This is a genomic window from Bacillus sp. DB-2 (genome assembly GCF_003315125.1).
Classification (GTDB): Bacteria; Bacillota; Bacilli; order Bacillales; family Bacillaceae_G; genus Bacillus_A; species Bacillus_A mycoides.
This window is the reverse complement of the sequence record NZ_QNRN01000013.1, coordinates 112,197-136,620: the sequence shown is the minus strand read 5'-3', so window position 1 is coordinate 136,620 and position 24,424 is coordinate 112,197. Positions and strand designations below refer to the sequence as shown.

The 24,424-nt window shown below is 34.3% G+C and carries 31 protein-coding genes and 2 pseudogenes; 8 read left to right on the top strand and 25 right to left on the bottom strand.

Features of this window, described 5'->3' with window-relative positions; translation table 11 throughout:
* Positions 1 to 139: 139 nt before the first annotated feature.
* Positions 140 to 355, top strand: a complete 216-nt coding sequence (gene gerPF / locus DET63_RS21685) for a spore germination protein GerPF (RefSeq protein WP_001141569.1) — start codon at positions 140 to 142, stop codon at positions 353 to 355.
* 285 nt (positions 356 to 640) lie between these two features.
* On the opposite strand, the gene DET63_RS21680 is transcribed toward gerPF, so the two are convergent.
* From DET63_RS21680 to DET63_RS21660, 5 genes are all read right to left on the bottom strand, one after another.
* Positions 641 to 976, bottom strand: a complete 336-nt coding sequence (locus DET63_RS21680; protein WP_113937814.1) for a YolD-like family protein — start codon at positions 974 to 976, stop codon at positions 641 to 643.
* Positions 977 to 1,591: 615 nt separating this feature from the next.
* On the bottom strand, positions 1,592 to 1,813 hold the full coding sequence (locus tag DET63_RS21675) for a hypothetical protein (protein ID WP_113937813.1): 222 nt from the start codon (positions 1,811 to 1,813) through the stop codon (positions 1,592 to 1,594).
* A 621-nt stretch (positions 1,814 to 2,434) separates the two neighbouring features.
* On the bottom strand, positions 2,435 to 3,286 hold the full coding sequence (locus DET63_RS21670; protein WP_002031835.1) for a peptidylprolyl isomerase PrsA: 852 nt from the start codon (positions 3,284 to 3,286) through the stop codon (positions 2,435 to 2,437).
* A gap of 144 nt (positions 3,287 to 3,430) precedes the next feature.
* Positions 3,431 to 4,426 (bottom strand): glycoside hydrolase family 25 protein, encoded by a 996-nt coding sequence (locus DET63_RS21665; protein WP_002136170.1) that lies wholly within the window; start codon positions 4,424 to 4,426, stop codon positions 3,431 to 3,433.
* A 369-nt stretch (positions 4,427 to 4,795) separates the two neighbouring features.
* Positions 4,796 to 5,404, bottom strand: coding sequence for a hypothetical protein (locus DET63_RS21660; RefSeq protein ID WP_113937812.1), 609 nt, complete (start codon positions 5,402 to 5,404; stop codon positions 4,796 to 4,798).
* Positions 5,405 to 5,695: 291 nt separating this feature from the next.
* On the opposite strand from DET63_RS21660, the gene DET63_RS21655 reads away from it, so the two are divergent.
* Complete coding sequence (locus DET63_RS21655; protein WP_113937811.1) at positions 5,696 to 5,890, top strand: hypothetical protein; 195 nt, start codon at positions 5,696 to 5,698, stop codon at positions 5,888 to 5,890.
* 361 nt (positions 5,891 to 6,251) lie between these two features.
* Here DET63_RS21655 and DET63_RS21650 read toward each other — a convergent pair whose 3' ends face one another.
* A complete protein-coding gene (locus tag DET63_RS21650; RefSeq protein ID WP_113937810.1) occupies positions 6,252 to 6,755 on the bottom strand; it encodes a MepB family protein in 504 nt (167 codons plus the stop codon).
* 220 nt (positions 6,756 to 6,975) lie between these two features.
* On the opposite strand from DET63_RS21650, the gene DET63_RS21645 reads away from it, so the two are divergent.
* Positions 6,976 to 7,188, top strand: coding sequence for a hypothetical protein (locus tag DET63_RS21645; RefSeq protein WP_113937809.1), 213 nt, complete (start codon positions 6,976 to 6,978; stop codon positions 7,186 to 7,188).
* 439 nt (positions 7,189 to 7,627) lie between these two features.
* On the opposite strand, the gene DET63_RS21640 is transcribed toward DET63_RS21645, so the two are convergent.
* The 3 genes and pseudogenes from DET63_RS21640 to DET63_RS30365 form a co-directional block, all read right to left on the bottom strand.
* Positions 7,628 to 7,879, bottom strand: a complete 252-nt coding sequence (locus DET63_RS21640) for a DUF3947 family protein (protein ID WP_002127261.1) — start codon at positions 7,877 to 7,879, stop codon at positions 7,628 to 7,630.
* A 133-nt stretch (positions 7,880 to 8,012) separates the two neighbouring features.
* Positions 8,013 to 8,147 (bottom strand): annotated as a pseudogene (locus DET63_RS31070) (YqaJ viral recombinase family protein); the annotation flags it as partial.
* The gene (locus DET63_RS30365) at positions 8,144 to 8,284 is read right to left on the bottom strand and encodes a hypothetical protein (protein ID WP_181777946.1); all 141 of its coding nucleotides are present in this window, start codon (positions 8,282 to 8,284) and stop codon (positions 8,144 to 8,146) included. The pseudogene DET63_RS31070 and the gene DET63_RS30365, both read right to left, overlap by 4 nt.
* Positions 8,285 to 8,360: 76 nt before the next feature.
* On the opposite strand from DET63_RS30365, the pseudogene DET63_RS21635 reads away from it, so the two are divergent.
* A pseudogene (locus tag DET63_RS21635) lies at positions 8,361 to 8,947 on the top strand (hypothetical protein).
* Between the two features lie 6 nt (positions 8,948 to 8,953).
* Here the strand turns inward: DET63_RS21635 and DET63_RS30360 are convergent.
* Complete coding sequence (locus DET63_RS30360; RefSeq protein WP_181777945.1) at positions 8,954 to 9,109, bottom strand: hypothetical protein; 156 nt, start codon at positions 9,107 to 9,109, stop codon at positions 8,954 to 8,956.
* A gap of 199 nt (positions 9,110 to 9,308) precedes the next feature.
* Here DET63_RS30360 and DET63_RS21630 point away from each other — a divergent pair, with 199 nt between their 5' ends.
* The 3 genes from DET63_RS21630 to DET63_RS21620 all read left to right on the top strand — a co-directional run bounded on the left by DET63_RS21630 (position 9,309) and on the right by DET63_RS21620 (position 11,510).
* The gene (locus tag DET63_RS21630) at positions 9,309 to 9,665 is read left to right on the top strand and encodes a site-specific integrase (protein ID WP_113937808.1); all 357 of its coding nucleotides are present in this window, start codon (positions 9,309 to 9,311) and stop codon (positions 9,663 to 9,665) included.
* A gap of 72 nt (positions 9,666 to 9,737) precedes the next feature.
* Complete coding sequence (locus tag DET63_RS21625) at positions 9,738 to 10,052, top strand: thioredoxin family protein (RefSeq protein WP_002012639.1); 315 nt, start codon at positions 9,738 to 9,740, stop codon at positions 10,050 to 10,052.
* A 576-nt stretch (positions 10,053 to 10,628) separates the two neighbouring features.
* The gene (locus DET63_RS21620; protein WP_002085782.1) at positions 10,629 to 11,510 is read left to right on the top strand and encodes a cation diffusion facilitator family transporter; all 882 of its coding nucleotides are present in this window, start codon (positions 10,629 to 10,631) and stop codon (positions 11,508 to 11,510) included.
* Here DET63_RS21620 and DET63_RS21615 read toward each other — a convergent pair.
* From DET63_RS21615 to DET63_RS21595, 5 genes are all read right to left on the bottom strand, one after another.
* On the bottom strand, positions 11,500 to 12,135 hold the full coding sequence (locus DET63_RS21615; protein WP_002127255.1) for a phosphatase PAP2 family protein: 636 nt from the start codon (positions 12,133 to 12,135) through the stop codon (positions 11,500 to 11,502). The two genes, DET63_RS21620 and DET63_RS21615, sit on opposite strands and share 11 nt — an antisense overlap.
* Positions 12,136 to 12,212: 77 nt before the next feature.
* On the bottom strand, positions 12,213 to 12,968 hold the full coding sequence (locus tag DET63_RS21610) for a sporulation protein (RefSeq protein ID WP_113937807.1): 756 nt from the start codon (positions 12,966 to 12,968) through the stop codon (positions 12,213 to 12,215).
* Positions 12,950 to 13,771 carry a serine/threonine protein kinase gene (locus tag DET63_RS21605; protein WP_113937806.1) on the bottom strand — a complete coding sequence of 274 codons (822 nt, stop codon included), beginning with the start codon at positions 13,769 to 13,771 and terminating at the stop codon, positions 12,950 to 12,952. The genes DET63_RS21610 and DET63_RS21605 overlap by 19 nt, the downstream gene beginning before the upstream one ends.
* Positions 13,771 to 13,953 carry a hypothetical protein gene (locus DET63_RS21600; protein ID WP_002141661.1) on the bottom strand — a complete coding sequence of 61 codons (183 nt, stop codon included), beginning with the start codon at positions 13,951 to 13,953 and terminating at the stop codon, positions 13,771 to 13,773. Before DET63_RS21600 ends, DET63_RS21605 begins: the two co-directional genes overlap by 1 nt.
* 110 nt (positions 13,954 to 14,063) lie before the next feature.
* Positions 14,064 to 14,243 carry a YozD family protein gene (locus tag DET63_RS21595; RefSeq protein ID WP_002012644.1) on the bottom strand — a complete coding sequence of 60 codons (180 nt, stop codon included), beginning with the start codon at positions 14,241 to 14,243 and terminating at the stop codon, positions 14,064 to 14,066.
* Between the two features lie 149 nt (positions 14,244 to 14,392).
* Between DET63_RS21595 and DET63_RS21590 the strand changes: the two genes are divergently transcribed.
* A complete protein-coding gene (locus tag DET63_RS21590; protein ID WP_000456534.1) occupies positions 14,393 to 14,560 on the top strand; it encodes a DUF3930 family protein in 168 nt (55 codons plus the stop codon).
* Between the two features lie 4 nt (positions 14,561 to 14,564).
* Here the strand turns inward: DET63_RS21590 and DET63_RS21585 are convergent, their stop codons facing one another.
* The 10 genes from DET63_RS21585 to DET63_RS21540 all read right to left on the bottom strand — a co-directional run bounded on the left by DET63_RS21585 (position 14,565) and on the right by DET63_RS21540 (position 24,080).
* A complete protein-coding gene (locus tag DET63_RS21585; RefSeq protein WP_002012647.1) occupies positions 14,565 to 15,227 on the bottom strand; it encodes a hypothetical protein in 663 nt (220 codons plus the stop codon).
* A 273-nt stretch (positions 15,228 to 15,500) separates the two neighbouring features.
* Positions 15,501 to 15,716, bottom strand: a complete 216-nt coding sequence (locus DET63_RS21580) for a YozE family protein (RefSeq protein ID WP_002085796.1) — start codon at positions 15,714 to 15,716, stop codon at positions 15,501 to 15,503.
* A 72-nt stretch (positions 15,717 to 15,788) separates the two neighbouring features.
* On the bottom strand, positions 15,789 to 16,061 hold the full coding sequence (locus tag DET63_RS21575; RefSeq protein WP_002085797.1) for a YokU family protein: 273 nt from the start codon (positions 16,059 to 16,061) through the stop codon (positions 15,789 to 15,791).
* Positions 16,058 to 17,476: a lysine 2,3-aminomutase gene (gene kamA / locus DET63_RS21570; RefSeq protein ID WP_002012651.1), complete on the bottom strand. Its 1,419-nt coding sequence runs from the start codon at positions 17,474 to 17,476 to the stop codon at positions 16,058 to 16,060. Before kamA ends, DET63_RS21575 begins: the two co-directional genes overlap by 4 nt.
* Before the next feature lie 210 nt (positions 17,477 to 17,686).
* Entirely contained in the window at positions 17,687 to 19,072 is a 1,386-nt protein-coding gene (rocR, locus tag DET63_RS21565; RefSeq protein ID WP_142675689.1) for an arginine utilization transcriptional regulator RocR, read from the bottom strand.
* A 175-nt stretch (positions 19,073 to 19,247) separates the two neighbouring features.
* Positions 19,248 to 20,147, bottom strand: a complete 900-nt coding sequence (ablB, locus tag DET63_RS21560) for a putative beta-lysine N-acetyltransferase (protein ID WP_002085802.1) — start codon at positions 20,145 to 20,147, stop codon at positions 19,248 to 19,250.
* Complete coding sequence (locus DET63_RS21555; RefSeq protein WP_085310907.1) at positions 20,144 to 21,412, bottom strand: peptidase; 1,269 nt, start codon at positions 21,410 to 21,412, stop codon at positions 20,144 to 20,146. The genes ablB and DET63_RS21555 overlap by 4 nt, the downstream gene beginning before the upstream one ends.
* 15 nt (positions 21,413 to 21,427) lie before the next feature.
* Positions 21,428 to 22,090: a CoA transferase subunit B gene (locus DET63_RS21550; RefSeq protein WP_002127246.1), complete on the bottom strand. Its 663-nt coding sequence runs from the start codon at positions 22,088 to 22,090 to the stop codon at positions 21,428 to 21,430.
* Positions 22,075 to 22,773 (bottom strand): acetate CoA-transferase subunit alpha, encoded by a 699-nt coding sequence (gene atoD / locus DET63_RS21545; RefSeq protein WP_113937804.1) that lies wholly within the window; start codon positions 22,771 to 22,773, stop codon positions 22,075 to 22,077. Before atoD ends, DET63_RS21550 begins: the two co-directional genes overlap by 16 nt.
* Positions 22,770 to 24,080, bottom strand: a complete 1,311-nt coding sequence (locus DET63_RS21540) for an aspartate aminotransferase family protein (RefSeq protein ID WP_002136137.1) — start codon at positions 24,078 to 24,080, stop codon at positions 22,770 to 22,772. Before DET63_RS21540 ends, atoD begins: the two co-directional genes overlap by 4 nt.
* Positions 24,081 to 24,424 lie beyond the last annotated feature (344 nt).

Sequence of the window (24,424 nt, the reverse complement as noted above, 5' to 3'; positions counted from 1 at the left end):
AATTTTAACATACTTTTTGCTCGATTGATTAAACAAAGCTTCAAACATTTTTCTATTCCGGAATATTTGTCAAATGAACCAATTAGACTGTACCTTCATATAGTAATGCAAACAATTACTTATAAAGTAGGTGAAAATTATGCCCTCAGTTGTTGGGAATTTAGTTGTACAAAATAGTAACGGATCTTTCAACTTAGGTGATTTCTACAATGTTTCCCCAAAAGAGAATACGAAAGCTTATAACGGCTCTGGCGCATCTAACGTTGGTTTCGTAGTGAACACTTTTAGTGGGGTTAGCGCGACTAATACATTTGATTCTGATCTAGCAGATCAAAACCAAGTTGGTACGGCCTAAACAGCTCTGTAATCATTTTTGTATAACATTTTAAAATTTGTCTATACTATACTCAGGCTGATACACAGCTATCGTCGATTTTTTGAGTGCCAATCTTTTTCTCCCTTTCCCTGGGACTAAGCAGCTAGCTTGCATCTAGCTGCTTTTTCATTTAGTTCTTCACCTCTTCAAAAAATTAGGTTTTTACAGATAGCCTGACTCACAGCCGAATTTTGAGGTGTAAATCTAATTGTCCGCAAATAGCTGGATAAATTAAAGAAGCTAAACTTCAAAATTCAGCTTCTTTTAGGTTACATCAATTATGTCCATTGCAGAAAATATATATGTTTTATAAAATGCATCTGTACATTTTACAATTTGTTGAATTGGATTTATATGAACCACTGTCATATAACTCGTAAGTATGTATCCTTCTTCAAAATATGTCACTAACATCTCTTCTTCAGACAATAATGAAGTTAATAATTTGTCTGAAATGCTGTCTTTCGCTTCATTTGTTATTAGCGGTCTTTGGACTTTTAATTTCTCTCCAATAATTTTTTTCATACTTAATAATTGCTCCGACATTACTGTAAACGGAACCCACTCTCTTCCTTTTTCCTGTACCTTTACATAATTCATTTTCTTTACTCCTCAATTTTCTACATCTATCCATTCATAAGAATAGAAATTTCACTTCTAGATACACTTTATCCATCTCTTATTTATATGTAGCGTAGCTTTCCAATTCAAAACTATTTATGAATTTGTAGAAATCTCCACTCCGAAAGAACATTCGTTCTAATTATACACGAACGAACGTTCTTTCGGAAGTGCAACATGTAAATTTTTCAAACAAAATGCAACTTTAATATATGAAGTTTATTCATACTCATTTATTACTCCCTTTTATTAATCAAATTTCTTTGCACTTCCTATCGCATCATAGAATACGTGTAGCAACAATAAAAGCGACTCCACCTAATGTGAAGTCGCTTTTATTGAACTAATTATATTTCTAATTTTACTTTTCTATCCTAACTAACGTTCTTTCTGGAATACAAATTTCAGCTATATCTCATTAACCATCCTTCAACAAAAGCATACACTTTTATTATGAACGAACTCACAAAGCTTTAGAAACTTATGATGTAAAACAATTCATCCCTCATAAGTTTCATACATATCGACAATTACTACCATTTATCCTGCTATTTGCAGGCAGTAAGATTCACACTCATTAATTTTTCACTTTCTTTATTGAATATGCTTGGGTTGCATTATAATATGTAATTCTCTCTCTGTTTCTGTTTTTTTCGGATTCCGATAATATTCCAGTTTATATTCTAATACTTCATACTCAACCATCCCAATCTTTATCCCTTTTGTTTCTTTTAATACAGCTAATAGAACGCTTACATTTTCATTAGATGATTCAAAAATTTCCCCCCCGCCTTCTCTCTTAAAAATAACTTTCATATATTCTCCCCCAAATTAATTTAATAATCTAGTAAATATAAAAATATTCATCCTATTTTAATAAATTGAAACTTTAATCAGTGGGGGTTTTGTCCATCACCCACTGATTATTAGCCTTCACCAATCGGGCTTTTACGAGCGTTGATGTCCCAACTAATTCCCTCGCATTCGCCGAATTTTGAGGTGGGAGTCTTACTGCCCACAAATAGCGGGATAAATAATTCTTATCATCATTAAGAACATCCTTTTGTACTAAATGTTCAACATGTCACTTCCTATAAAGTTAATTTATACTCCAATAAATATGATATGTACCATTCTTTAAATTATGTCCTCAATTCACTCTCCAAGAAAATATATTTATTTATATTTAACAAAATTAATTAACTAAAACATTATCATTTCAACATTTTGCGAATTTAATTGCTTATTCCTTTTATCTACATCCAAATTTTCCTATTGTAATTCTTAATATTTAAATGTAATATTGTATTGTCTTACTATCTATTTATAACTCACACACTAACGCGAAAAGGGAACTCTATATGAGTTCCCTTTTCTATTGAAAATAAAAAAACAGAAATATAGCATTATGCTAAATCTCTGTTTTTCTTCTAAACCTTATTTCTCATCTAAGAATTTAAATGTATCTTTAAACTCTTTATCTGTTACTTTAATATCTGCTTCTTTCAATAGATCATTGATTACTTGTTGTTTCCATTTACCTGTCGCATCTTGCAGTCTTTGTTGTTCTAAATCTTTTCGAATCGTATCTTTTACTTCATCAAATGGTTTCAATTCTTTTTTATCCGTCACTTTTATTATATGATAACCATAAGATGTTTTTATTGGCTCACTTACTTGTCCTGCATCTAATTTATACGCAGCTTCCTCAAACTCTTTCACAGTTTGACCAGGAGCAAAACCAGCTATTTCTCCGCCCTGTTCCTTTGAACCAGTATCTTCCGAATACTGTTTCGCTAAAGCAGTAAAATCTTCACCATTATTTATTTTCTCTTTTACTTCTTTCGCAGTTTTTTCATCTTTCACTAAAATGTGACTTACCTTCATTTCAGGTTTATGGTTATCTTTCACATCTTTATCTGTGACAGTCGCTCTAATCGCTTTTTCAAGTGCAATTTCTGGCTTCATTCTTTCTTTTAATTCATCTTCATTCTTTAATCCTACTTGCTCTAAAGCCACTTTAAACTTGTCACCCATTTGTTCCTTCGCTGCTTCTACTTGTTTTTTAGCTTCTTCATCTGAAACTTTATATTTATCTAGCAATGCCTTATTTAACATCATTTGAGATAAAGTACTTTTTCCATATGTTTGCCTTAATTCTTTACTTAACTCTTTCTCTGTCACGTTTCCTACTTTTGATGTTGCAACATTTTCTGAGGAACCACACGCAGACAATGTTAGCGCCACACATGCAATAATAGTTCCCATAAATAGCTTTTTCTTTTTCAATTCAAATACCTCACTTTGATAAATGTATATTAGGAACTATACAGCGCTATTGTGAAATCAATGTGTTTTCTGCAAGTATTTCTCTTCATGCCAGAGACAAGCTTTATTAAATAAAAAAGCCGGCATAAAGCCGACTTTTTAACATCATTTAATCTGCACATGTTCTTCTTTGATCCATTTGTTCCCACCTATATCTATATATCCATCTTGACGATTCCAAATACGATAAGGGACCTTCCCATCGACCGCACCTGTATCATTCCCGTTTGGCCCATCGTACGTTCTAATTTCATATCCAGGTGTGTACTTTGAATATGCATAAAACCATTGTACATTAAAATGTTCTAACTTAGCCCACTGTTGTTCACCACCTAAACAAATCATATCTTTTTCGCCACCTCCCCAATAACCTTTATAGATTAAATATGGGATTTTTTTCGTAAGTCTTCCTATAAACTGCGGATTCGCAGGATTTTCATATAAATTAATGCCGTATCCATCATCATATTTTGAAACTGCAATACCAATTCCATTTGGTTGCTTACTGTCTCCAATACTAGATTGATTTGTTTGATTTGAACCTATAAACCAAGAAAGATTTTTATTCCCAATTAATTGATTCAAATCACATTTTCCAATACCAGGAACATTTCCTGAATCAGTATATTGCCAAATATCACAAGGATATGCTGGCTTATTCCCTCCATAACGAGGGATCCAAATAAAATCAGCATCAATATTGCGAGCTCCAAATGATACATACGTGTGATGTCCTACATATAAACCAATTTTTTTTGCTCCTAATCGGCGTAATTCATCAATAAATGCTTGAGTCCCGCCTTGCATATCTACCATTGTTTGAACTTCTACATCTGCCACCCAAAATTTAGCGTTTTTATCGCCACGATTCCAAAAATCTTGCGCTTCTTTTTTTGCATCTGAAATAGATATAAAACGGCAAAATGCATAATTCCCAAATGGGATACTACGTTTCTTCATTTCTTTCACATAACCTTGATACATAAAATCGACCGTATTCGAACCATCTTGAACTCTAGCAATAACTAAATCTAGCTGAGACGCTGCAATATCCCAATTAATATTTCCATTCCATTTCGAAATATCTACAATATAACCCATTACTAATCAACTCCTTTTTATTATCTTATTCAAAGCTTGTATTATTGTTAGACTCATATGCCTAATACAAACTCTCCATAAAATAAATAAATATAATCTCATCATTTTTTCAAAATATATAACCTATCTAGAATATTTTTCTTTAAATTAAATAGACAAATTTAACTTTCTTACTATAAATATCGGGATAAAACTATAAATAGTGTGCATACTATATGTAAGCTATTTTAGCTTATACTCATAACTGACCTCCAATATTTTTCAATCTCCCTGTAACTAGGCAGCTAAATAATAAAAGCTGTCTAGTTATTTTTTTCTTTATGTACAAGAAAAAGACATTTTCGATTCAGGAAAATGTCTTTTCACATTTTAATAATACAGTTTTGGTGTTATATCCTTATTTTGTATATTCCCTTCAATAACAAATCGTACATCACCAGTGCTTGTAACGCAGCTTGTAGAGAATAAAATAGGGATATCGCACACAACGTCGTTCATTACATCATGAAATACATTGGCAGCAACACCTGTAAACGTTTGACAAAGGTTTGAAATATCATCGTTAAAAAATTGAATAACTTTCGCAGCAAAAACTGGAAAAATAACATTCGCTCCACCTGGTAGCTGTGGTTGTACAACAACTTGTTGAAAATAAGGATTATTTTCTAACGCTACTTGAAATAAATGTGCAATTTCAAATGCATCTAGTGGACATGGAAGCGGATTTACAATCACACTTTCTTCGTTACTAACAACAACCGTTACACTTACATTTCCAAATTCCACGAACGGTTTAAGAAGCGTAGCTAATGCTATCGCTTTTTCATTACTCATAGCTTGTACTAAAATAATAAAATTCCCACCAACTGGAATAAGTGGACCAACTGTTACAGTTGGATCAGCACCTATAGAATTTTTAAGCTCATTAAAATACGTAATCCACGGTGGTAAAAGCTCAACTTGTACATTTTCTTGCATTCTACCTCCTTATACAATTCTTATCACCATAATATGTAACAACTTTAAAATTGCATAAGGCATATATACTATTTTCTTACATTCATTATTTATAGTAATGAAGCAATTTAAGGAAAGTATTCTATGTTTCTTTCCTTTCCTAGCTTCAAGTAATATGCTTATTATAGATGCCATGTACTAATATGGCATCTATAATAAGCAACTACACTAAATTTACATATTATATTTAAATGTCTTCACATTCAAAAGAAGATTAACACATAAACCTTTTATAAATAAGGAGTTTATTTAATGAAAAAAATCCCTATCGTATTCAAAGTTCCCCCGAATTCAAAGCTAAAAGTTACATTCTACGGTCCTTGTAACGAAGTAATTACAAATGTATCTTTAATTAATCAACTACTCACCCCTACCTGCCAAACTGTATCTCAATATCCAGACTTTAAGAAATATATAACTGAAGTCCGATCATTATCAAATTATTAATCGTATAATTTTATGATTTATCGTTTCGAACAGTACGATAACGAAGTAATAAAAAGAGCCGCATCTTTCAAAAGAAACGGCTCTTTTTTCATTTCACAAAAACATGACTTCACTAAAAAACTAAAATAACTCATTAATTGATATTCTATTGATATTTTGTTGATATTTTACACATATTAATGAAATGAGCATATATTATCGTATGGAGATTCTCCACTCATAAAGCCTATCTTTTTTTGAGCATACTTTATTTGTATGCTCCTTTTTTATTCTTTACTTAACGGGCTATCCTGTTAGCATTTCCAAATATCCATCTATGAAAAACATTGAATATTCCAAAAAACTCTTTTCTTATTATGCACTATGAATATAAGTTTAATAATTTATCTGTAGCTACATTTTCAGTATCACTTAAATCGACAAAATAATGAAGTTGCCACAGTTGACTCTTCTTAGCTTGATTACTAACAGGCTTATCCCAAATAGGGTAAACCCTCATAGCCATTTTCCCTTTTTGGTTTTGAGTTTTTAATATTTTTTCTTTTAGAAGAATCTCTTTTGGAAAAATAAATTGTCCTAGTTTATTATCCGCTATACAAGTGATAACTAAAAGGTTAGGAGCTGAATCATAAGAAAATGCCTGATTGCTCATGGAGGCATTCTTCTCCCAAAAAGAAACAAATTGTCCCATCTTATTAGGCGTAATTTTTGATACCCTAAATCGGATGCTTCTATTATTTAGATGGAATACCCCACCTGCATATTCTGAATTTTGCTTTTCTTCTTTTCTTTTAGTAATTAATAGATTATTAGGTTTGTAAATCATTTCATCTAGTTTTTTAATTATATTACTAAAATTTGTCATGTAAACGCACCTTTTTTATTTTCCAGTATACCAAGAACATTCGTTCTTGTATATTAAACTTAAACAAATGTTGGCTTTGAATAGTCTTTCAAAGATTATTTTATCTACTCCATCCATAACTTCAAATTTTCTTTTATAGTATTTATTACATTACTCTTCCAATTCCTTGTATTTTTCATTATTATATTAATATAATAATATAAAACGAGGTAAATATTACATGAATCCATCCAAAATTGACTTCGGCTCCATAGAGCAACCTTTATTCCTATTAATTTTATATCTTATCGCAATTCTTTTAACACTCGGCATTACATTTAATATATGTCATTCCCTTTTACTAAATTTAAATGCACCGAGATGGGTAGCACAACTGTTAGCTATCGTATTAACTCTAGGTGTTGCTTATCAAGTATTTATGAACTTATTTTAATATATTACCAATAACACCTTTAACTAAAAGGCCCTACCATAAGGTAGAGCCTTTTTTAAAAAAATAGTCCATAAATCACAAACATTATTATTGTAAATTATTGACCTGTACAAACATAAGAGTTTTGTGTATTCTATGGACAAGGAATAAGGTAAGAGTTACTCTTTGCCATTTTAGGAAAGCATCCAAAATTTATAAACACTTGGCAATAATTTTTGCCAAATTCCTCTCTCATCATTCTAATCGTCACCTTTCATTTTGGAAAAATAATATCCCCCACTTAAGAATCCTTGCGTTGCATATAACTCATGAGGTTGTAACATTCTCATTCCAATATCTAAAATTTTATAATTGTTCCCTAGATACGAATCATTTCTTATAAGGGCGCTCTGTACTTGCGCTCTTATATAAATACTTAAATTTATTCCCCCGCATATTTTTATAAATTGTATACAGTTCCATATGGAATTGTTGAAACAGAAATTCCGTATGGTGTAATATGATGCATTGGGTAATAATACTCCATAGATGGATAGTACGGTTGTATGCCTTGCTGTATTTGTTGCATTTGCTGCTGTGCTTGTAACGCTTGTTGAACAGCTTGAATTGTAGTTTGTGCTCCGCTATACGTAATACCCGCCGTACCATACGGACGCATTCTATCTCGGGTATCAAAATATGAATAAAACATTATTATTCAACTCACTTCCATATAAGTTATTACAAAGTATGTTATGATTCTTAATTTCAGTGAGTGTTAAAAACTAGTCCACTAGCTTTTATTCAAATAGCGTTTTTGTTCACCTTCCTTCTTTTGACCCTCACTCTTTCCCGAAATATTCCGGCGATTTTTCGCATTCAAGGCCAATCTTTTCACCGACAATCAATCGGTCTACATTTGCAAGCATCCACGGGTATTCAGGATGCTGCAGGATTGCATTTCTGCGTTGTACCTTTAAATCCCGTACGCTTGGAATCGACTTATGGCATCATCTTGTAACTTTTCGGCATCGATAGACATTGTCATGATACCTTCTTGCTCCTGTGGATCAGCTTTACCATAGCCATTGTGCATGGACATCTGGTTTTCTAGCATCTAGCTCACCTCCTTAAAAAATGCAGGATTTCCCTTTCCATTATCGAATTAGTAATGTTTGGAAAGGGGGTGTAACATGGCAGAAATTAAAGTAGGACTTACACAATTTTTAGACTTCACACTGAAAAGTAGTGCAGCTAAAACAAACTTTGTAAAAAATCTAAAATCTCAACCTGAATACCAACCAGCTTTTGATTACTGGAAACAATTACGAGACACTGTTATTAAATTTCATCAAAATGAACTACCTTTTGAATGTTTCAAAACATTAGTGCAAACGGTTGATCAAAAGAAAAAGCAAAACTATATCGATGTCATAAAGCAGTACAAAAAATTTATTAAAAACAACGACGTCTCTTGGTTCGATCCAGGAAAATCACATTGGATATCAGATAATTTAATCGTCTGCTCATTAATGATGAGCCGCATCTTATCAAACTATATTTCAAAGGAAAAAAAGAGCGAATTGATAAATACAACATCAACTCAACACTGACATTATTAAATGAATCAACATTTTTAGATGAACATAACGATGTGAATTATACGGTTCTTAACATCCAAAAGAACAGAATGTATACGAATAACTCTATTAATAATGATCATTTAATAGCGCTTGAATCAGAAGCTAACCAGCTTTTTTATATATGGAATAAGGTGTAAAGGGTACTATCCATCTCTTTCAATACCTTTTCCATGCATAATTTGGGCACAATTTTCACAAATCCTATCAGTTCTATTTAATTGAAGCTCACCTTCTTGTTCCTCACAAACAATGCAGGGTGGGCGTTTTTGCGAAAATAGTTTCTTTAACCATTTCCGCATCCTAACTCACCTCCTCCGAAAGAGTGATATAATGAGCTCTCTCCACTAAATCAGCGTTACCCCCCTGGTTTTTTAACCGATGAAGAAGATCTTCGTTTTTTAGAACATGCAAAAGAAAACCGTTATTATATCGCTTATCTTCTTGCTATTACATGTGGAATACGTAAAGGTGAAATCTTAGGTCTACAATGGAAAGAGATTGCTGATTTTACCTGCCATTACTTTAATGGCACTAAATGACCATCTGCAAAAAATCTCTGAGGAAAAAGAGCGATATGATGAAAGCTATAATGACTACGATTTGGTCTGCCGTTTCAGAAGTTTGACACAGCTCTGGAAAAAGCTTATAAAGAAAAGTGAGGTTCCCGATATTCGGTTCCATGATCTGAGGATTATGTTAAAGCAAGGTATACATCCGAAGATTGTGAGTGAACGATTAGGACACAAAAAAGTAGGTATCACCTTGGACACCTACTCACATATTGTACCAGGACTTCAGGAAACTGCGGTGGATCAATTTGCAAACGAATTATTCGGAAAGAAAAACTTTTGTTAGAAGTTTTCGTTTCTAGGCAAAAACACCGCCTAAATAACCCCAAATATTATAAGTGAAAAAGGAGAAACAAACATGAAAGAAATCAAAGCTGAACAAGAATTCAAAGACATCATCGCAAGCGAGGAGCCAGTAGTTGTTAAGTTCTTTACTACATGGTGCCCAGATTGCGTGCGTATGGACAACTTTATCGGAGATGTAATGGAAGAGTTCAATAAATTTGAATGGTATTCTATTAATAAAGATGAGTTCCCAAGTATTGCTGAAGAGTATCAAGTAATGGGTATTCCAAGCCTACTTGTATATCAAAATGGCGAAAAGTTAGGTCACTTACATAGTGCAAATGCAAAAACGGAAGAGCAAGTTACTGAGTTTTTAGAAGCATACTAAGAAACGAAAAACCTCTGAAAAATCATCAGAGGTTTTTTCGTTTTCAAATTGTTCTTTACCTTTGTTCTCTTTCTGGAAAGTAAATATTATAATGCTTTCTCCTCTTCTTATTGAAGAATTTTGTTATCATTTCTTATATATTACTCACACGAGGAATTACAAAGAGTCATTTTGCGAAAAATATATATGAAAAAATTTTTGAGAATCGTTATTCTCGCCCTCTTTCCATTTGCCATAATCATCATTACTTGTTTAATAAAGTGAAACTTTAATCAGTGGGGGTTTTGTTCATCCCCCACTGATTATTAGCCTTCACCAATCGGGCGTTTACGGGCAGCCCCACTCCCACCTAACTTCTTTGCTCCAACTGAATTTTGAGGTGGGGGTCTTACTGCCCTCAAATAGCGGGATAAATTTCTACTTTGTACTTTTCAACATATTTTTCCTTAACGAAACTTTGTTATCCCCTTCTTAAAAAGCTATAAAACGTCAACAATGTTTGTATAGACCCACACGAGTTTCGTTTGATACTCTATGTATAGAAAGAAATTCCTTGTAGAAAGGCGAGTGATTAAAATGGATTCTCTTTCTCATAAAGAAGCTGATAAAGGTGCTATTGTCAGCATTATAGCCTACATATTTTTATCCTCTATGAAAATCATCATCAGTTATATTACCCTCTCTAGCGCATTACGTGCTGACGGTTTGAATAACTTAACGGATATTGGTGCTTCTTTAGCAATATTAATTGGCCTGAAAATTTCTCGTAAGCCTCGTGACCCAGATCATCCATATGGGCATTCGCGTGCAGAACAAATCGCATCACTTGTTGCTTCCTTTATTATGGCAACGGTCGGATTAGAAGTTGTTATTAGTGCAATTCAATCGTTTTTCAATCCGAAACAAGCAGCACCTAATGTACTTGCTGCATGGGTGGCTTTATTTTCTGCTGTCGTTATGTACGGTGTATACAAGTATACGAAAAAGATTGCAATGCGAACAAAAAGTAAATCATTAGAGGCTGCTGCAAAAGATAATTTATCAGATGCTCTTGTAAGTATTGGTACAGTAGTAGGTATAGTCGGAGCACAGTTCCAAATGCCTATTTTGGACCCTATTGCTGCTTTACTTGTCGGTCTTATTATTTGTAAGACTGCGTGGGAAATTTTCGTAGAAGCTTCTCATATGCTAACGGATGGAATTGATCCTGAAAAAATGGATGAATACGCTGATGCTATCGGGCATATTTCAGGTGTAGAACATATTGTAGATATTCGTGCTCGTATGTATGGGAACCAAACGTATGTGGATATTACAATTGAAGTAGATGCTCGAATGGATGTTAGCGAAAGCCATTGTATTACTGACAATATTGAAGATATGCTTCGAAAAAAATTCGGAATTTACCATGCTCATATTCATGTGGAGCCCATGCAAAAAGAACCTATTATGACATAGGTTCTTTTTTAATGAACGCCTTATGAAATATAATACATAAAACGAGCCAGCTACCGCCCGCTGCCCATCCGGCTAATATGTCAGATGGATAGTGCACGCCAAGATAAATTCGGCTAACTGAAATAGATAATACAACGAAGCTTGCTATAAAAATAATCAGCAACTTTTTATGCAATGAAATACGATCTTCTGTAATTGTGACGTATGCAATAAATCCTAAAAAAGCAGTAGCATTCATCGTATGACCGCTCGGAAAGCTATATCCAGTTGCTGTAACAAGCTGCGTCACATCAGGTCGTGCTCGTTCATACCATAGTTTGAGCATACTGTTCAAATAACGTGATCCGTAATAATTAATTGTTAGAAGTAATGCACTTAATATTTTTTTTCTAAGAAGAAAATACATTACAAGTATAATGAGTAACGGGAAATATATTCTTTTTGAACCGATAAAGGACACCCAAGTAAAATAGGTTGTCAAATACTCGTTTCGGAAACTTTGAATAAAGTGTGCGACTACATTATCAAATTTTTCAATACAAGCGGTATGATACGAAAGTGATAGTGCGACAAAACAAATGAGTAGTGTACAACTTAACAAGTATAAATGTCGGTATCGTTTCACATACATAACCTCACTATGCAAAAAAATGGAGCGGTTGTTTTAGTTTTCCTCTCCATTTCTTTTTTATGCATAGTTTATTAAAAAATATTATTGTTAATTTTTTGCTGCATCGTTGGAATATCTTCGTTTGTTACTGTAAAGCGAATAACCTTCTCATCAAGATCAAGCGCTTCTGCGAATAAACCAGCCAATCCACGTGATTTTCTATCTACTTCCATAATAATTTCTAATCGGTCGTGGGCACTTGGCAAAATTAATAATTCTAATTCATCTAATTTCCCATAATACTCTCCGGAAACTGGAATAAACTCAAATTCTTGCGCGAATGGAACTTGCTTACGTAATCGATACGGTAATTCTTCGCATTCTACATGACGCGCTTTAAAACCTAATTGATTTACACTATTTAATACACTGTTCAATAGCGCATTCGGCAACACTTGAATATAATCACGGTCACTTGGATCAATACTACGTTTAATATCAAGGCCTGTATGAACCCAAACCGTTTTCATTCCAAGTGTTAGTGGTACTTCAATTGGCATTAAAAACGAAAATGGAATTTCCACTTTTTCATTTGGCTCTACAGAAAATGGATCTGTTAAACGAACTCGCTCCAAATCATACGTTGCCGTTACTTTTTTATCATCCACTTCTCTTACATATGACGTCGACAACGTTAAGTAAATGCTTTCAATTTCTTGGCTAATTGAACCTCCAGTTATATGAACCTTCCCTACTATCTCTTCTCCAACTATATACTCATCTTTTTCAAGAACAGTATCTACTTTTGCACTACCAATACCAACGCTTGCTAAAAACTTTTGAAACATGAAGTCTCCATCCTTTCTAAAGCGTAAGCTACATCTTTTTTCAAATCTTGTACATTTTCATAGTAAGGCGCTTTCATTTGTAACATTCGCATTAGCATGTCGCGATTATATTCTTCCAGCGTTAACTCTTCATACCACGGTTTTTCCTTTTTTTCAGTCGATTCATAACTAGCATACAATAAAAATAATACGAAATGACCGAGCGCATAAAAATCGCTACGAAAGTGAACTTCTCGCATCAAAGCTTGTTCACCTTCATAAGTTATAGCACGCTCATCACCCTCACCTTTCAATTTAGCCAATCCAAAATCAATAATACTAATCTGATTTTCTTTCATTAATATGTTTGGAATACGTAAATCTCGGTGAATGATACCTTTACTATGAAAATACGAAACAATTCCTAGTACTTCATATAAAATTCCAAAAACTTCACGTTCATCATATACTTGGCCATCTAAGAAAATACAATCTTCGAAATTTTCCCCCGGCATATACTCCATCACCAAAAAGTTCTTTTTCTCCCATATGAAATAATCATGTAGGTTAGGAATTGACGCATGATTTAATGTTTGTAAAATCACTTTCTCTTGCTCAAATGATTTTCTACCAGACTCATATCTTTGTTTACTTTGCCTTAATTGTTTTAAGACTTTATATTTATTTATTTGCAAATCATTAACGATATATGTAACCCCATAACTGCCCATTCCAATTACTGATTCAATCTTATAACGCTCTGCAACGATTGTATTTTTTCGCAGTGGTCTATCAAATAAAGCTAGTATACGACGCCATTTCATCAGCTACTTGAAAAGAAACTACGGCTTTTACGTTTTCTTTTATAATGCTGATGCCCATAACCAGATGAACGTCGTTTATTATCGCTACTTGAATATGAGCGCCCTCTATGACGATAATCACTACTTGAATACGAACGATGTTTTTTCTTTCCTAATAAAGAATCAATAATTTTTTTGAACATCCCTTCACCTCTTGTATAAAATTTTCTTTTAATTATACCAACAATTCTTGTCTATATTTGTGACAAGTTTGTAAAGAGTAAAAAACGACGAGTTAAGCCCGCCGTTACTTTCAATCTTCCTCTTCATCAAAAACTTCATCAATCATGCATTTCTCTAATAAATACTCAAATGTAATATCTGCCAGGTCCTCAATTTCTTCTCTTTTTGGAACGTACCCTCTTTCAATTAGTCGCTCATAAAAAAACTCCGCAATCTCTTCCGTGTCAATTACGACTTCAATTTCCTTCATGAGCATCACTCCTTTATTTCTGTTTTATGAAAAAATCTCAAAATTATGTATATGAGATTAGAAAAATAGTTTTTCTTTTTTTATAAGTCATATCATGTAGGTAAAGGGCATACGATGTTAGTACAAGCTATCCAAAGGGGGAAATAATAATGGAATACCAATATGAAGTAGATCAAGAAGTAGGGCAAACAAAAGAAGAGTTCATGCATGAAGATCAATGGGCAGACTCTCTTATTAAATGGCTTTTTATTTTTTTAATAATTGTAGGCATACCTTATACTGCATATGTTGTTGTTCAATTTATTCTCTCTTTCTAGTTAACTATTTTTTCTCTGTCAATTTAACTAAATAATTTTGAACAACATCCATAACAATTTTATATTCTTCATCTTTAAATGTATCGAATAATAAATGATAATCATTATAAATATCTAATAACCCATCAATAATTTCTTGGCGATTCGTCTTTACACTTACTTTTTTCGAATTGTTAATCGACTTCAATTTTCCTAAATCCAATTTATTCATACCAGCTTTATCTTGTTTCATTTTCTTCAAAATTGCATTTGCCGTTTGTGCATTGGCAAGTAATGTTAAATCTGATTCATCAGCTTCTAACCATTCACCATCAGTAATTCGTGACAATTCATATATAGTATCTTCCCATGCATCATTTTTATATCTCCATACTTCTGTACGAAAACCAACAATACGAAAAACATCTTTATCATATCCAGTTACTTGCACGAGATCACCAAAAGTAAAGTTATAATTTAATTCAATCCACTCTGTGTCGCCCTTTTTCATTTCCTGCTCTGTTACATGCTGCAAAGTTTGTTCAACGTAAAACCCATCGTGATTATTTACTTCGTATACGTAAACTCCATCTAAAACTTTCATATTTGTAACTTTCCCAACGGTTCCATATAGCGTAATCACGACTATGTCCCCTACGTTATATTTAGGTTGTTTTTTCCTTGCCATCAATATCTCTCCTTTTTTAAACGTCGTGATTTTGATAACAGTATATGCAATCTACATAAAAACGCTTATCACAGAAGCTTATATTCATAAATTTTTTCAATAAAAAAGTAGAATTTGTATATAACTTAAAAAAGCTAGTATTTAAACTAGCTTTCACTTTTCATTTATGTTCTAACAGCAAGACGTATTGTAAATAAAAAAGCATAATGAATACTTCACTTCTTTCAAAGTAATGTATTCATTATGCTTTCATTTTCCTAAAACTTCATATCGTTATCTCTCTTGTATATATAAATCCCATGCATCATCAAATATAGACATACTTTCTAGCATTCCACTTAACTCTAAGTATGAACTAATTACATCATAGTCTTCAGATTGCTTCGGAAAACTTAAATCATCATACATCGCCTCTGCTAAATCTGATATTTCATTTTTAAATAAAGCTGCACGGTGCTTCATCATATAATGGTAAAATGTCTTTTTCAAAAATATTCCCTACCTTTCTAACTTGGGTACATTATACAAGGCAAAAAAGAAAAAAACCAGCATAAAAGCTGGTTAGAAGTCGAAATAATTCCTTTTTAATAAACGTGGTCTTCCCATTAACTCTTCGTATGTTAGTTGTTTTGGCAAATCTTTCGTATAAATTAAAAACAACTGATCTTCAATTTCTTTTACAGTATGGTCCGCTTGATAGTCCATTCCACATGAGGAACAAGTAATACATGGTGTCTCTTGGATTTCAATGGCTTTCGTACCATCTGGTAATTCCCAATATACAGTATTCAAGCTTTCTTTCGCTTCTGTACTGTCACACCACATACAATTCATACTACGTCACCCTCATTTTTTTTGTCATCATCTAACTTTGCTATTTGTGCTTGATATTTTTTATCTTTTAATTGATCACGCTTATCACGTTTATCTTTTAAAGAAGCATGCGTTTCATTGACTTCATAATCTTTGCGGCGATTCATACGTTGTAAATCATCTGGAACAAGATTAAATTTCTTATCACTCATCAATCCTGCAACGCCGATATCAGAACGTTTCTCTTCATAAGTCGGATAAATTTCTTTAAAGTAGCCTTCTGCTCTTCCTGGGATATAGTTTTCTGGTTCTGGATACGTTGTAATAACCCCTTCAAAGTTACGAAGAACAACTTTATCCGCACTTTGTGAAATTAAATAGTTTGGCTGAAGCGCAATTTTTCCGCCTCCACCCGGTGCATCGACAACGAAAGTTGGTACTGCATAACCAGACGTATGTCCACGTAAGCCTTCAATAATTTCAAGACCTTTCGAAACTGGTGCACGGAAATGACCGATACCTTCTGATAAATCACATTGATAAATGTAATATGGACGAACACGAATTTTCACTAAATCATGCATAAGTTTTTTCATAATTGGAACGCTGTCATTAATTCCAGCTAAAATTACAGCTTGGTTTCCAATTGGAACACCTGCATTTGCAAGCATTTCACATGCTAGTTTCGATTCTTCTGTAATCTCAATAGAAGTGTTAAAATGCGTATTTAACCATACTGGATGGTATTTTTTAATTATGTTACACAGGTTTTCTGTAATACGCTGTGGGAATACAACTGGTGCTCTCGTTCCGATACGAATAATCTCGACATGCGGGATTGCTCGTAAATTCTTTAATACATATTCTAAAATTTTATCATTAATTAGAAGTCCATCACCGCCAGAAATTAAAACGTCACGTACTTGTGGTGTTTCACTAATATAAGCAATCGCATCATCTAATTGCTTTTTCGGTACGCCCATTCCAATTTGTCCACTAAAACGACGACGTGTACAGTAACGACAATACATAGAACATTGATTCGTTACTAAAAATAGTACACGGTCTGGATAACGATGAGTTAATCCTGGAACTGGTGAATCTTCATCTTCATGGAGAGGATCTTCTAAATCATATTTTGTTTTATATAACTCTTCCGAAATCGGTACTGATTGCATCCGAATCGGACAGCGTGGGTCATCAGGATTCATTAGCCAAGCATAGTACGGTGTAATGTTTAACGGGATCGTTTTCGTTGAAATTTTAACGCCTTCTTCTTCGTCAGGTGTTAAGTTAATTACTTTCTTTAAATCATCTAAAGTTTTGATCGTATTCGTTAATTGCCAAACCCAATCATTCCATTGTTCTTCTGTAACATCTTTCCATAATTCAATATCCTTCCAGTGACGATTTGGTTTGTATACATCATGTAACATTGCTATTCCCCCTTTTTATACGCTCATCCTTTATATAAGCAATAATTATGCCAACTTCATATTCTTGATAAGTAAATGCTAGAAATACCCTATTATATAAGAGAATAAATATTTTTAAGTGCTGTACTAAAACGATATTTACTATCATATTCATTACTTGTTATATATGTAAACGCTCTTTTATTGGTGCAAACACACAAAAACCGCCGATTATTCGGCGGTTTTGTCGTACTTGCTCAGTTTATATTGAAGCGTTTGACGCGGAATACCTAACATTTTTGCTGCTTGCAAAATATTACCTTCCGTTTCAATTAACGCTTGATCTATTAATTCTTTTTCCGTTTGATGTAGAGCTTCCCTAAGTGGTAATATACTTTTCTTCTCCTGAATTTTCTCTTTCCTAAATGTTCGTGGCAAGCAATTTGCTGTTAACGAATTCCCTTCTGTAATAATGACAGCATGTTCAATCGTATGCTTTAACTCACGAACATTTCCAGGCCATTGATAAGCTTGTAATCTTTCTTTCGCTTCCTTATCAATTTGAAGTACACCTTTTTTATAACTTTTATTATATTCTTTCAAAAAGTAAGACGCTAATAAGAGTACATCCTCAGTTCTTTCGCGAAGCGGCGGGATATATAATGAAAACACATTTAATCGATAGTATAAATCAGTGCGAATTTTATTTTCTCTTAAACATACTTCTGGAGGCTGATTCATTGCAGTAATAACGCGGACATCTACTTTTCTCGTCTTATTATCACCAATGCGACGAATAACTCCATCTTCTAATACACGTAGCATTTTTGCTTGTAAATCAAGCGGCATTGAATTCAGTTCATCTAAAAATAATGTCCCTCCATCTACAAGTTCAAATAATCCTGCTCGTTCGATTGCCCCTGTATAACTACCTTTTGTCGTGCCAAACAGCAAACTTTCTAATAGCGACTCTGGCAAAGCTGCACAGTTTTGTGCAATAAACGGCTTATTTTTTCGTTTAGAAGCTTCATGAATCGCTTGCACAAATAGCTCTTTCCCCGTTCCAGTTTCACCATATATTAAAACATTCGCATCGGTTGGCGCTACTTTTTGTGCTAACTCTTTCGTCTGTTTAAAGCGGGAATCATCAGTTACAATTGTCTCGAATGCAACATGCTTTTTCACCGTTTTTTTGCTAGTCGATCGTTTTATTTTCGATTGTAGATCTACAATCGTATCAGTAAGCTTTTGAATAGTAGAATAATCTTTCGCAATTTCTACAGCACCAGCAATATTTCCATCTATTAAAATAGGTAACGTTGTATTGACCGTACAAACGTCTTCCCCATTTAAATTTTGGTAATGTTGAACTTGGTGTACGATTGGTTTTTTTGTATCTAATACTTTCATCAACGTACTTGTTTCTCTGGATAATGACGGGAATGCTTCTAATAAATGCTTTCCTAGCACATTTTCAATTTTAGATCCATCATGTTTTGCAGCAACTGTATTATAAAAGATTGTCATCCCATTTTCATCTACTGCATGTATGGCCTCATCTATACTGCCCAAAATCGCTTCAATGACTTCCTGTGTCGAAACTGCTAGCAATGTCATCCCCCCTTTTGCCGAAAATCCAGCAAATTCATCGCCGAATTTCCGGCACCCTCTGTGCGATTATAAGCATGACGATTCCGTTCTACTATTTTGATGAAATGTGTATATATTTTTATTGCTTATTTATGGTTAAGTGACACTTTAATCAGTGGGGCTTTATTCACCCGACTCCCACCTAACTTCTTTGCTTTACAGCCGAATTTTGAGGCGGGAGTCTTACTGCTTTCGAATAGCTGGATAAATCTTTCACCCATATATTCATATCTTCCAACTTATCAAAAATGTAGCAATTATTCGCAAGCCTTCCCGTATATGTATAGCCTAATTGATGAAAGGCTGCATTCATACCGAAAGATAGCGAGCGAGCAATTGTATAAGAACAAAAAATAGATTTTTCTTGGAGCTCTTCCTCCAATTTAATTAACAGACTTTTCATGAAACCATGTTTTCGATATTCAGGTAATGTAGCACAATTCGTTAATTCTGCATTACCTTCTTTCACGTTCATTTCAGCAGATGCTGTACTAATAATTTTCCCCTCGAATTCATAAACATAGTAAATTGTATCGTCTTCCTTCATCGTCTGCTTTACATAATTCCCATCATTTAAAGGTGTCGGATAAACTTCAAATACTTTTCCAAAGACAATTGCTAATTCTTCCGCATCCTCTTCTGTCGCTTTTCTTAACACAAATTCCTCTGGGACTATTTTTTCTTTCACTTCTTTTTCTTTTACACCACTTAAAATAGTATCTTCCTCAGTCCAATGAATACTATTTCGTCTTTCATCATTATGATATTTCACGAAGAAGTGCGCATCGTGCCCTTGAAAATAATGAGGTATCGTTGCTTCCAGTAAGAAACCGAAAGAGAGCCATGTTGAAACATGCTCTCCCTTTCCTTTAATAATACATTTAGTGAAAGAATGTTTCTTTGCTAATTCATCGATTGTTTGTATGATGCTTTCAACATTTCCTGTATAGTGATCAACTCTAATACGTTTATTAAAATAATCTAAAACCCCTTCTACTGTATAATGCTTTGTCTGTTCACTAAAAGATTCATAGTATTTCATTTTTTCACCTCACACCAATCTAGTAATGTACATGCAATTATTTTTGCGGCAGCAATCATTTTATCAACTTCTATATATTCGTTTGGATAGTGTGCTACTTTCGTCTCTCCTGGACCAAATACTATCGTGGGTACGTTAGCGATTTGTGTGAACAAACCTCCATCTGTTCCCCATGGCGAAGCTTCTATAATCGGCTCGTTCCCTTCGATTTCAACAAAGTTATGTTGAAGCGTTGTAATAAGTGGATGATTTTCTTCTAGTTCACCAGGAACCCATCTAGCCCCAAACCATTCTACTTCTACAGGATTTTTTACAAACCAACTATCCACATCTTTTAATTCACCAATCCAGCCCTCAAACTCTTCTTTTGCTGCCTCTATAGTCTCATTCGGCGCAATACCACATCTTCCTTCTAAAATTAATGAATCGGGAACAGAACTTGGCCAGCTTCCCCCTTCAATTTTCCCAACGTTAATTGGAATTGGAATCGGAATCCCCTTAAATAACGGATCTGTAATTCTACCATTTCTCTTCTCTTCTAATTTTCTCAAATGCTCTACAACAAACATACTTTTTTCAATTGCACTTACTCCCTCATAACGTGTACCACCGTGTGCTGCTTTTCCTTTTATATGTAGACGAAACCACATTGATCCTTGTTGTTTCGGAAAAAACTTCATATTCGTCGGCTCAGGAATAATAACGCCATCTGCCTTATATCCTCGTAAAATAGCAGCTAATGTTCCTGCCCCACCGCTCTCTTCTTCTATTACACTTTGAAAATGTATATCACCTTTTAGTTCAATACCAGATTCAATAATCGCTTCCATCGCAAGCATAAGTGAGACATTGCCGCCTTTCATATCTGTTGTTCCACGTCCATATATGCGGTTTCCTATTTTCTCTCCACTATATGGATGATGGTCCCACTGATTTACATCCCCTTCTGGCACGACATCAATATGCCCGTTTAAAATCATAGATTTCCCTTCGCCACTTCCTTTTAAAGTCGCTACAATGTTCGGGCTATCTGTAAAACTTATACGAGGTGATACGAAATAAGGGTGATCTTTCATTTCATTAAAAGCAGGCTCCCAAATATCAAGATCTAGACCTAACTCACGCAACTTTTCAATAACAATTGCCTGCGCACCACTTTCATCACCAGATACGCTCTTTTCTTGAATTAATCGTGTTAAAAATTTTACACTCTCTTCTTCATGACCCTCAATATAATCACAAACTTGTTTTTTTAATTGCTCCATATATTACAACTCCCCTCATTCAATTACTAGTAAATTTGAGCTTATATGAAAATCAGCTGTCGTATGTCGTTTTACATCTTCTACAGTATATGGACTCATTAATTCTTGTAAGACAAGTCCTCTTTGGGTCACTTCCATGACAGCCATGTCTGTAATAATTAAATCTACACATTTTTTCGAAGTTAATGGCAATGTACATTCCGAAACAATCTTTGCATTTCCGTATTTATCAACATGATTCATCACAACAACGACCCGCTTCGCTTTTTGCGCTAAATCCATCGCTCCTCCAATACCTGGAACGCGTTTTCCTGGTACAATCCAGTTCGCTAAATCACCATTTTCACTTACTTGTAACGAACCAAGTATCGTAACATCAAGTAATCCTTTTCGAATCATGCCAAACGCCATGCAGCTATCAAAATAACTTGCTCCTGTAATAAGAGATGTTGGTAAACCAGCTGCGTTACATAAATTCTCATCTTCATTCCCTTTACTTGGCGTTGGTCCCATACCAACAATACCGTTTTCTGCATGAAACATAACATTCATATCTTCTGGCAAATGATTCGGTACAAGCGATGGAATTCCAATACCTAAATTTACAAGCATACCATTCTGAATTTCTTTTGCTGCACGTCTTGCAATCTTATCTCTTACTTCTACGCCCATACCCATTTCCAATTCACTCCTTCCGATGGCACGATATAATTTACAAATACACCTGGGACGACAATTTCTTCTGGATCTAAACTTCCAAGTGGAACAATTTCTTCTGCTTCTACAATCGTTATGTCACCAGCCATAGCTACGTGAGGATTCATATTACGAGCGCTTTTATCAAATACAAGATTTCCAAATGGATCCGCCTTTTTCGCATATACAATTGCGACTTCAGCCGTTAAAGCTGTTTCAACTAAATATGTCTTTCCATTCATTTCAACTGTGCGCTTTCCTTCTTCTACAATCGTATCAACACCAACGTCAACTAAAATACCACCAAGCCCTACACCACCAGCGCGAATACGCTCTGCGAGTGTTCCTTGCGGAGAGAATTCAATTTGCAATCTTCCTTCATTTAATTGTCTTCCCGCATTTGGATTTGACCCAATATGAGAAGTAACTAAAGATTTAACCCTTTCATTCGTAACAAGACGACCGATTCCTACATCAGCAAATCCAGTATCATTTCCTATTAAATTTAAATTTGTAATGCCTTTATCTAAAACAGCTTGAATTAAAGATGGAGGGGATCCGATTCCTCCAAATCCCCCAAACATTAATGTCATATCATCATGGAACAAAGAAATTACTTCCTCTATTTCTTTTAATTTACCGAATGTATTTGTAATAGTTGTCATGCGATACTATGCCCTCCTTTTTGCATCATCTCTTCCACGCTCTTTACAAAAATTGAAAGTAATTCATCTAACTCGGAATATGTAGTTGTCATTGGTGGTGCAACAAGCAGTGCACTATCCTCTTTTCCTGCTTGCCCTGAAACAGCTTGGTATAAGAGCAGTCCATTTTTAGCAGCAACTGAAATAAGCTCCGATGCTTTTGTAAACGGTTGCAATTCTATTCCAATTAGCAATCCTTTTCCACGCACATCGGCAATGATTGTCGATTGTTGCTGAACTTTCTGCAAACCTTTTAATAAATACTCTCCCTTTTCTGCTGTTTTTTCAGGTAAATTATGTTTCTCCATATATTCAATAACAGCTAAAGCCGTTGCTGCAGACAATGGATTTGCACTAAGCGTATGCCCACTCATTACAGAACGTGATCCATGTAAAATCGGCTCCATAACACGGTCACTTACTATTGTCGCTGCCATTGGTGTATAACCCGCTCCTAGCCCCTTACCAAGCGTCATAATATCCGGTTCTACACCCCAGTGCTCCATAGCAAACCATGCACCAGTACGACCAAGTCCAGTCATTACTTCATCCGCAATAAATAATATATCGTAATGACTACAAATATCTTTAATTACTTTATAATATTCTTTCGGCGGGACAACCGCGCCTCCAGCAGCTCCGATAATCGGTTCAGCAATAAAAGCTGCAATATGTTCTGCACCAATTCGATCAATCGCTCTTTCTAGTTCAGTCGCACAAGAAAGTTGACATGTTGGATATACCTTTTGTACAGGACATCTAAAACAGTATGGAGCTGGAATAGTCGGATAATCTTCCAAAATAGAAACGAAACGTTGTCTGCGCAGTGGATGCCCAGACATAGATAAAGCTCCCATTGTAATCCCGTGATAGCTCATCCACCGTGACAAAATTTTATGTTTCCCTTGAATGCCACGCTCCTGAAAATGCTGAATTGCGATTTTCATAGCTGTTTCATTTGCTTCCGTACCACTATTCACAAAAAAGCTCCAGTTCAAATCTCCTACACATAAATCACTTAACTTCTTCGCTAATTTTTCAGCTGGTTCACTCGTAAACTGTGATCTATAAACGAAAGCGATCTCCTCTGCCTGTTTTTTAATAACTTCTGCTATCTCTGCTACGCCATGTCCAATACCTGCCGTAATCGCTCCAGACGAACCATCAAAATATTTATTTCCGTTTTGATCATACAAATACACACCTTTTCCATGTGAAATCATCGGATACGGCTGACCAACAAGTGGTTTAATTAAGTAATCGCGCATAGCGCTCCCCCATTTCTCCAATTTGTATATGTATATGAAGAAAATTGACGTTTCTTTCATAAAAAAGAATCCTCTGCAAAAGCAGTGAATTTATCAAAAAACTATTATAAAATATACAAATGACTGCTAAATATTATTTCGAAAACAGAAAATTCAGAACTTAAAATGAAGACCAACCTTACCTGTACGCTTAAATACCCCTTCCTAATTTAAGATAACAGCAAATTGAATATTTTTTTAATATAATATCAACTTCCCTCAATTGCTGACATTGTGTAAACTTCGACGGAACTCCCGTTATTCTCCTTCCTATTATCCTACTTTATATTGCATATTTTCAAACA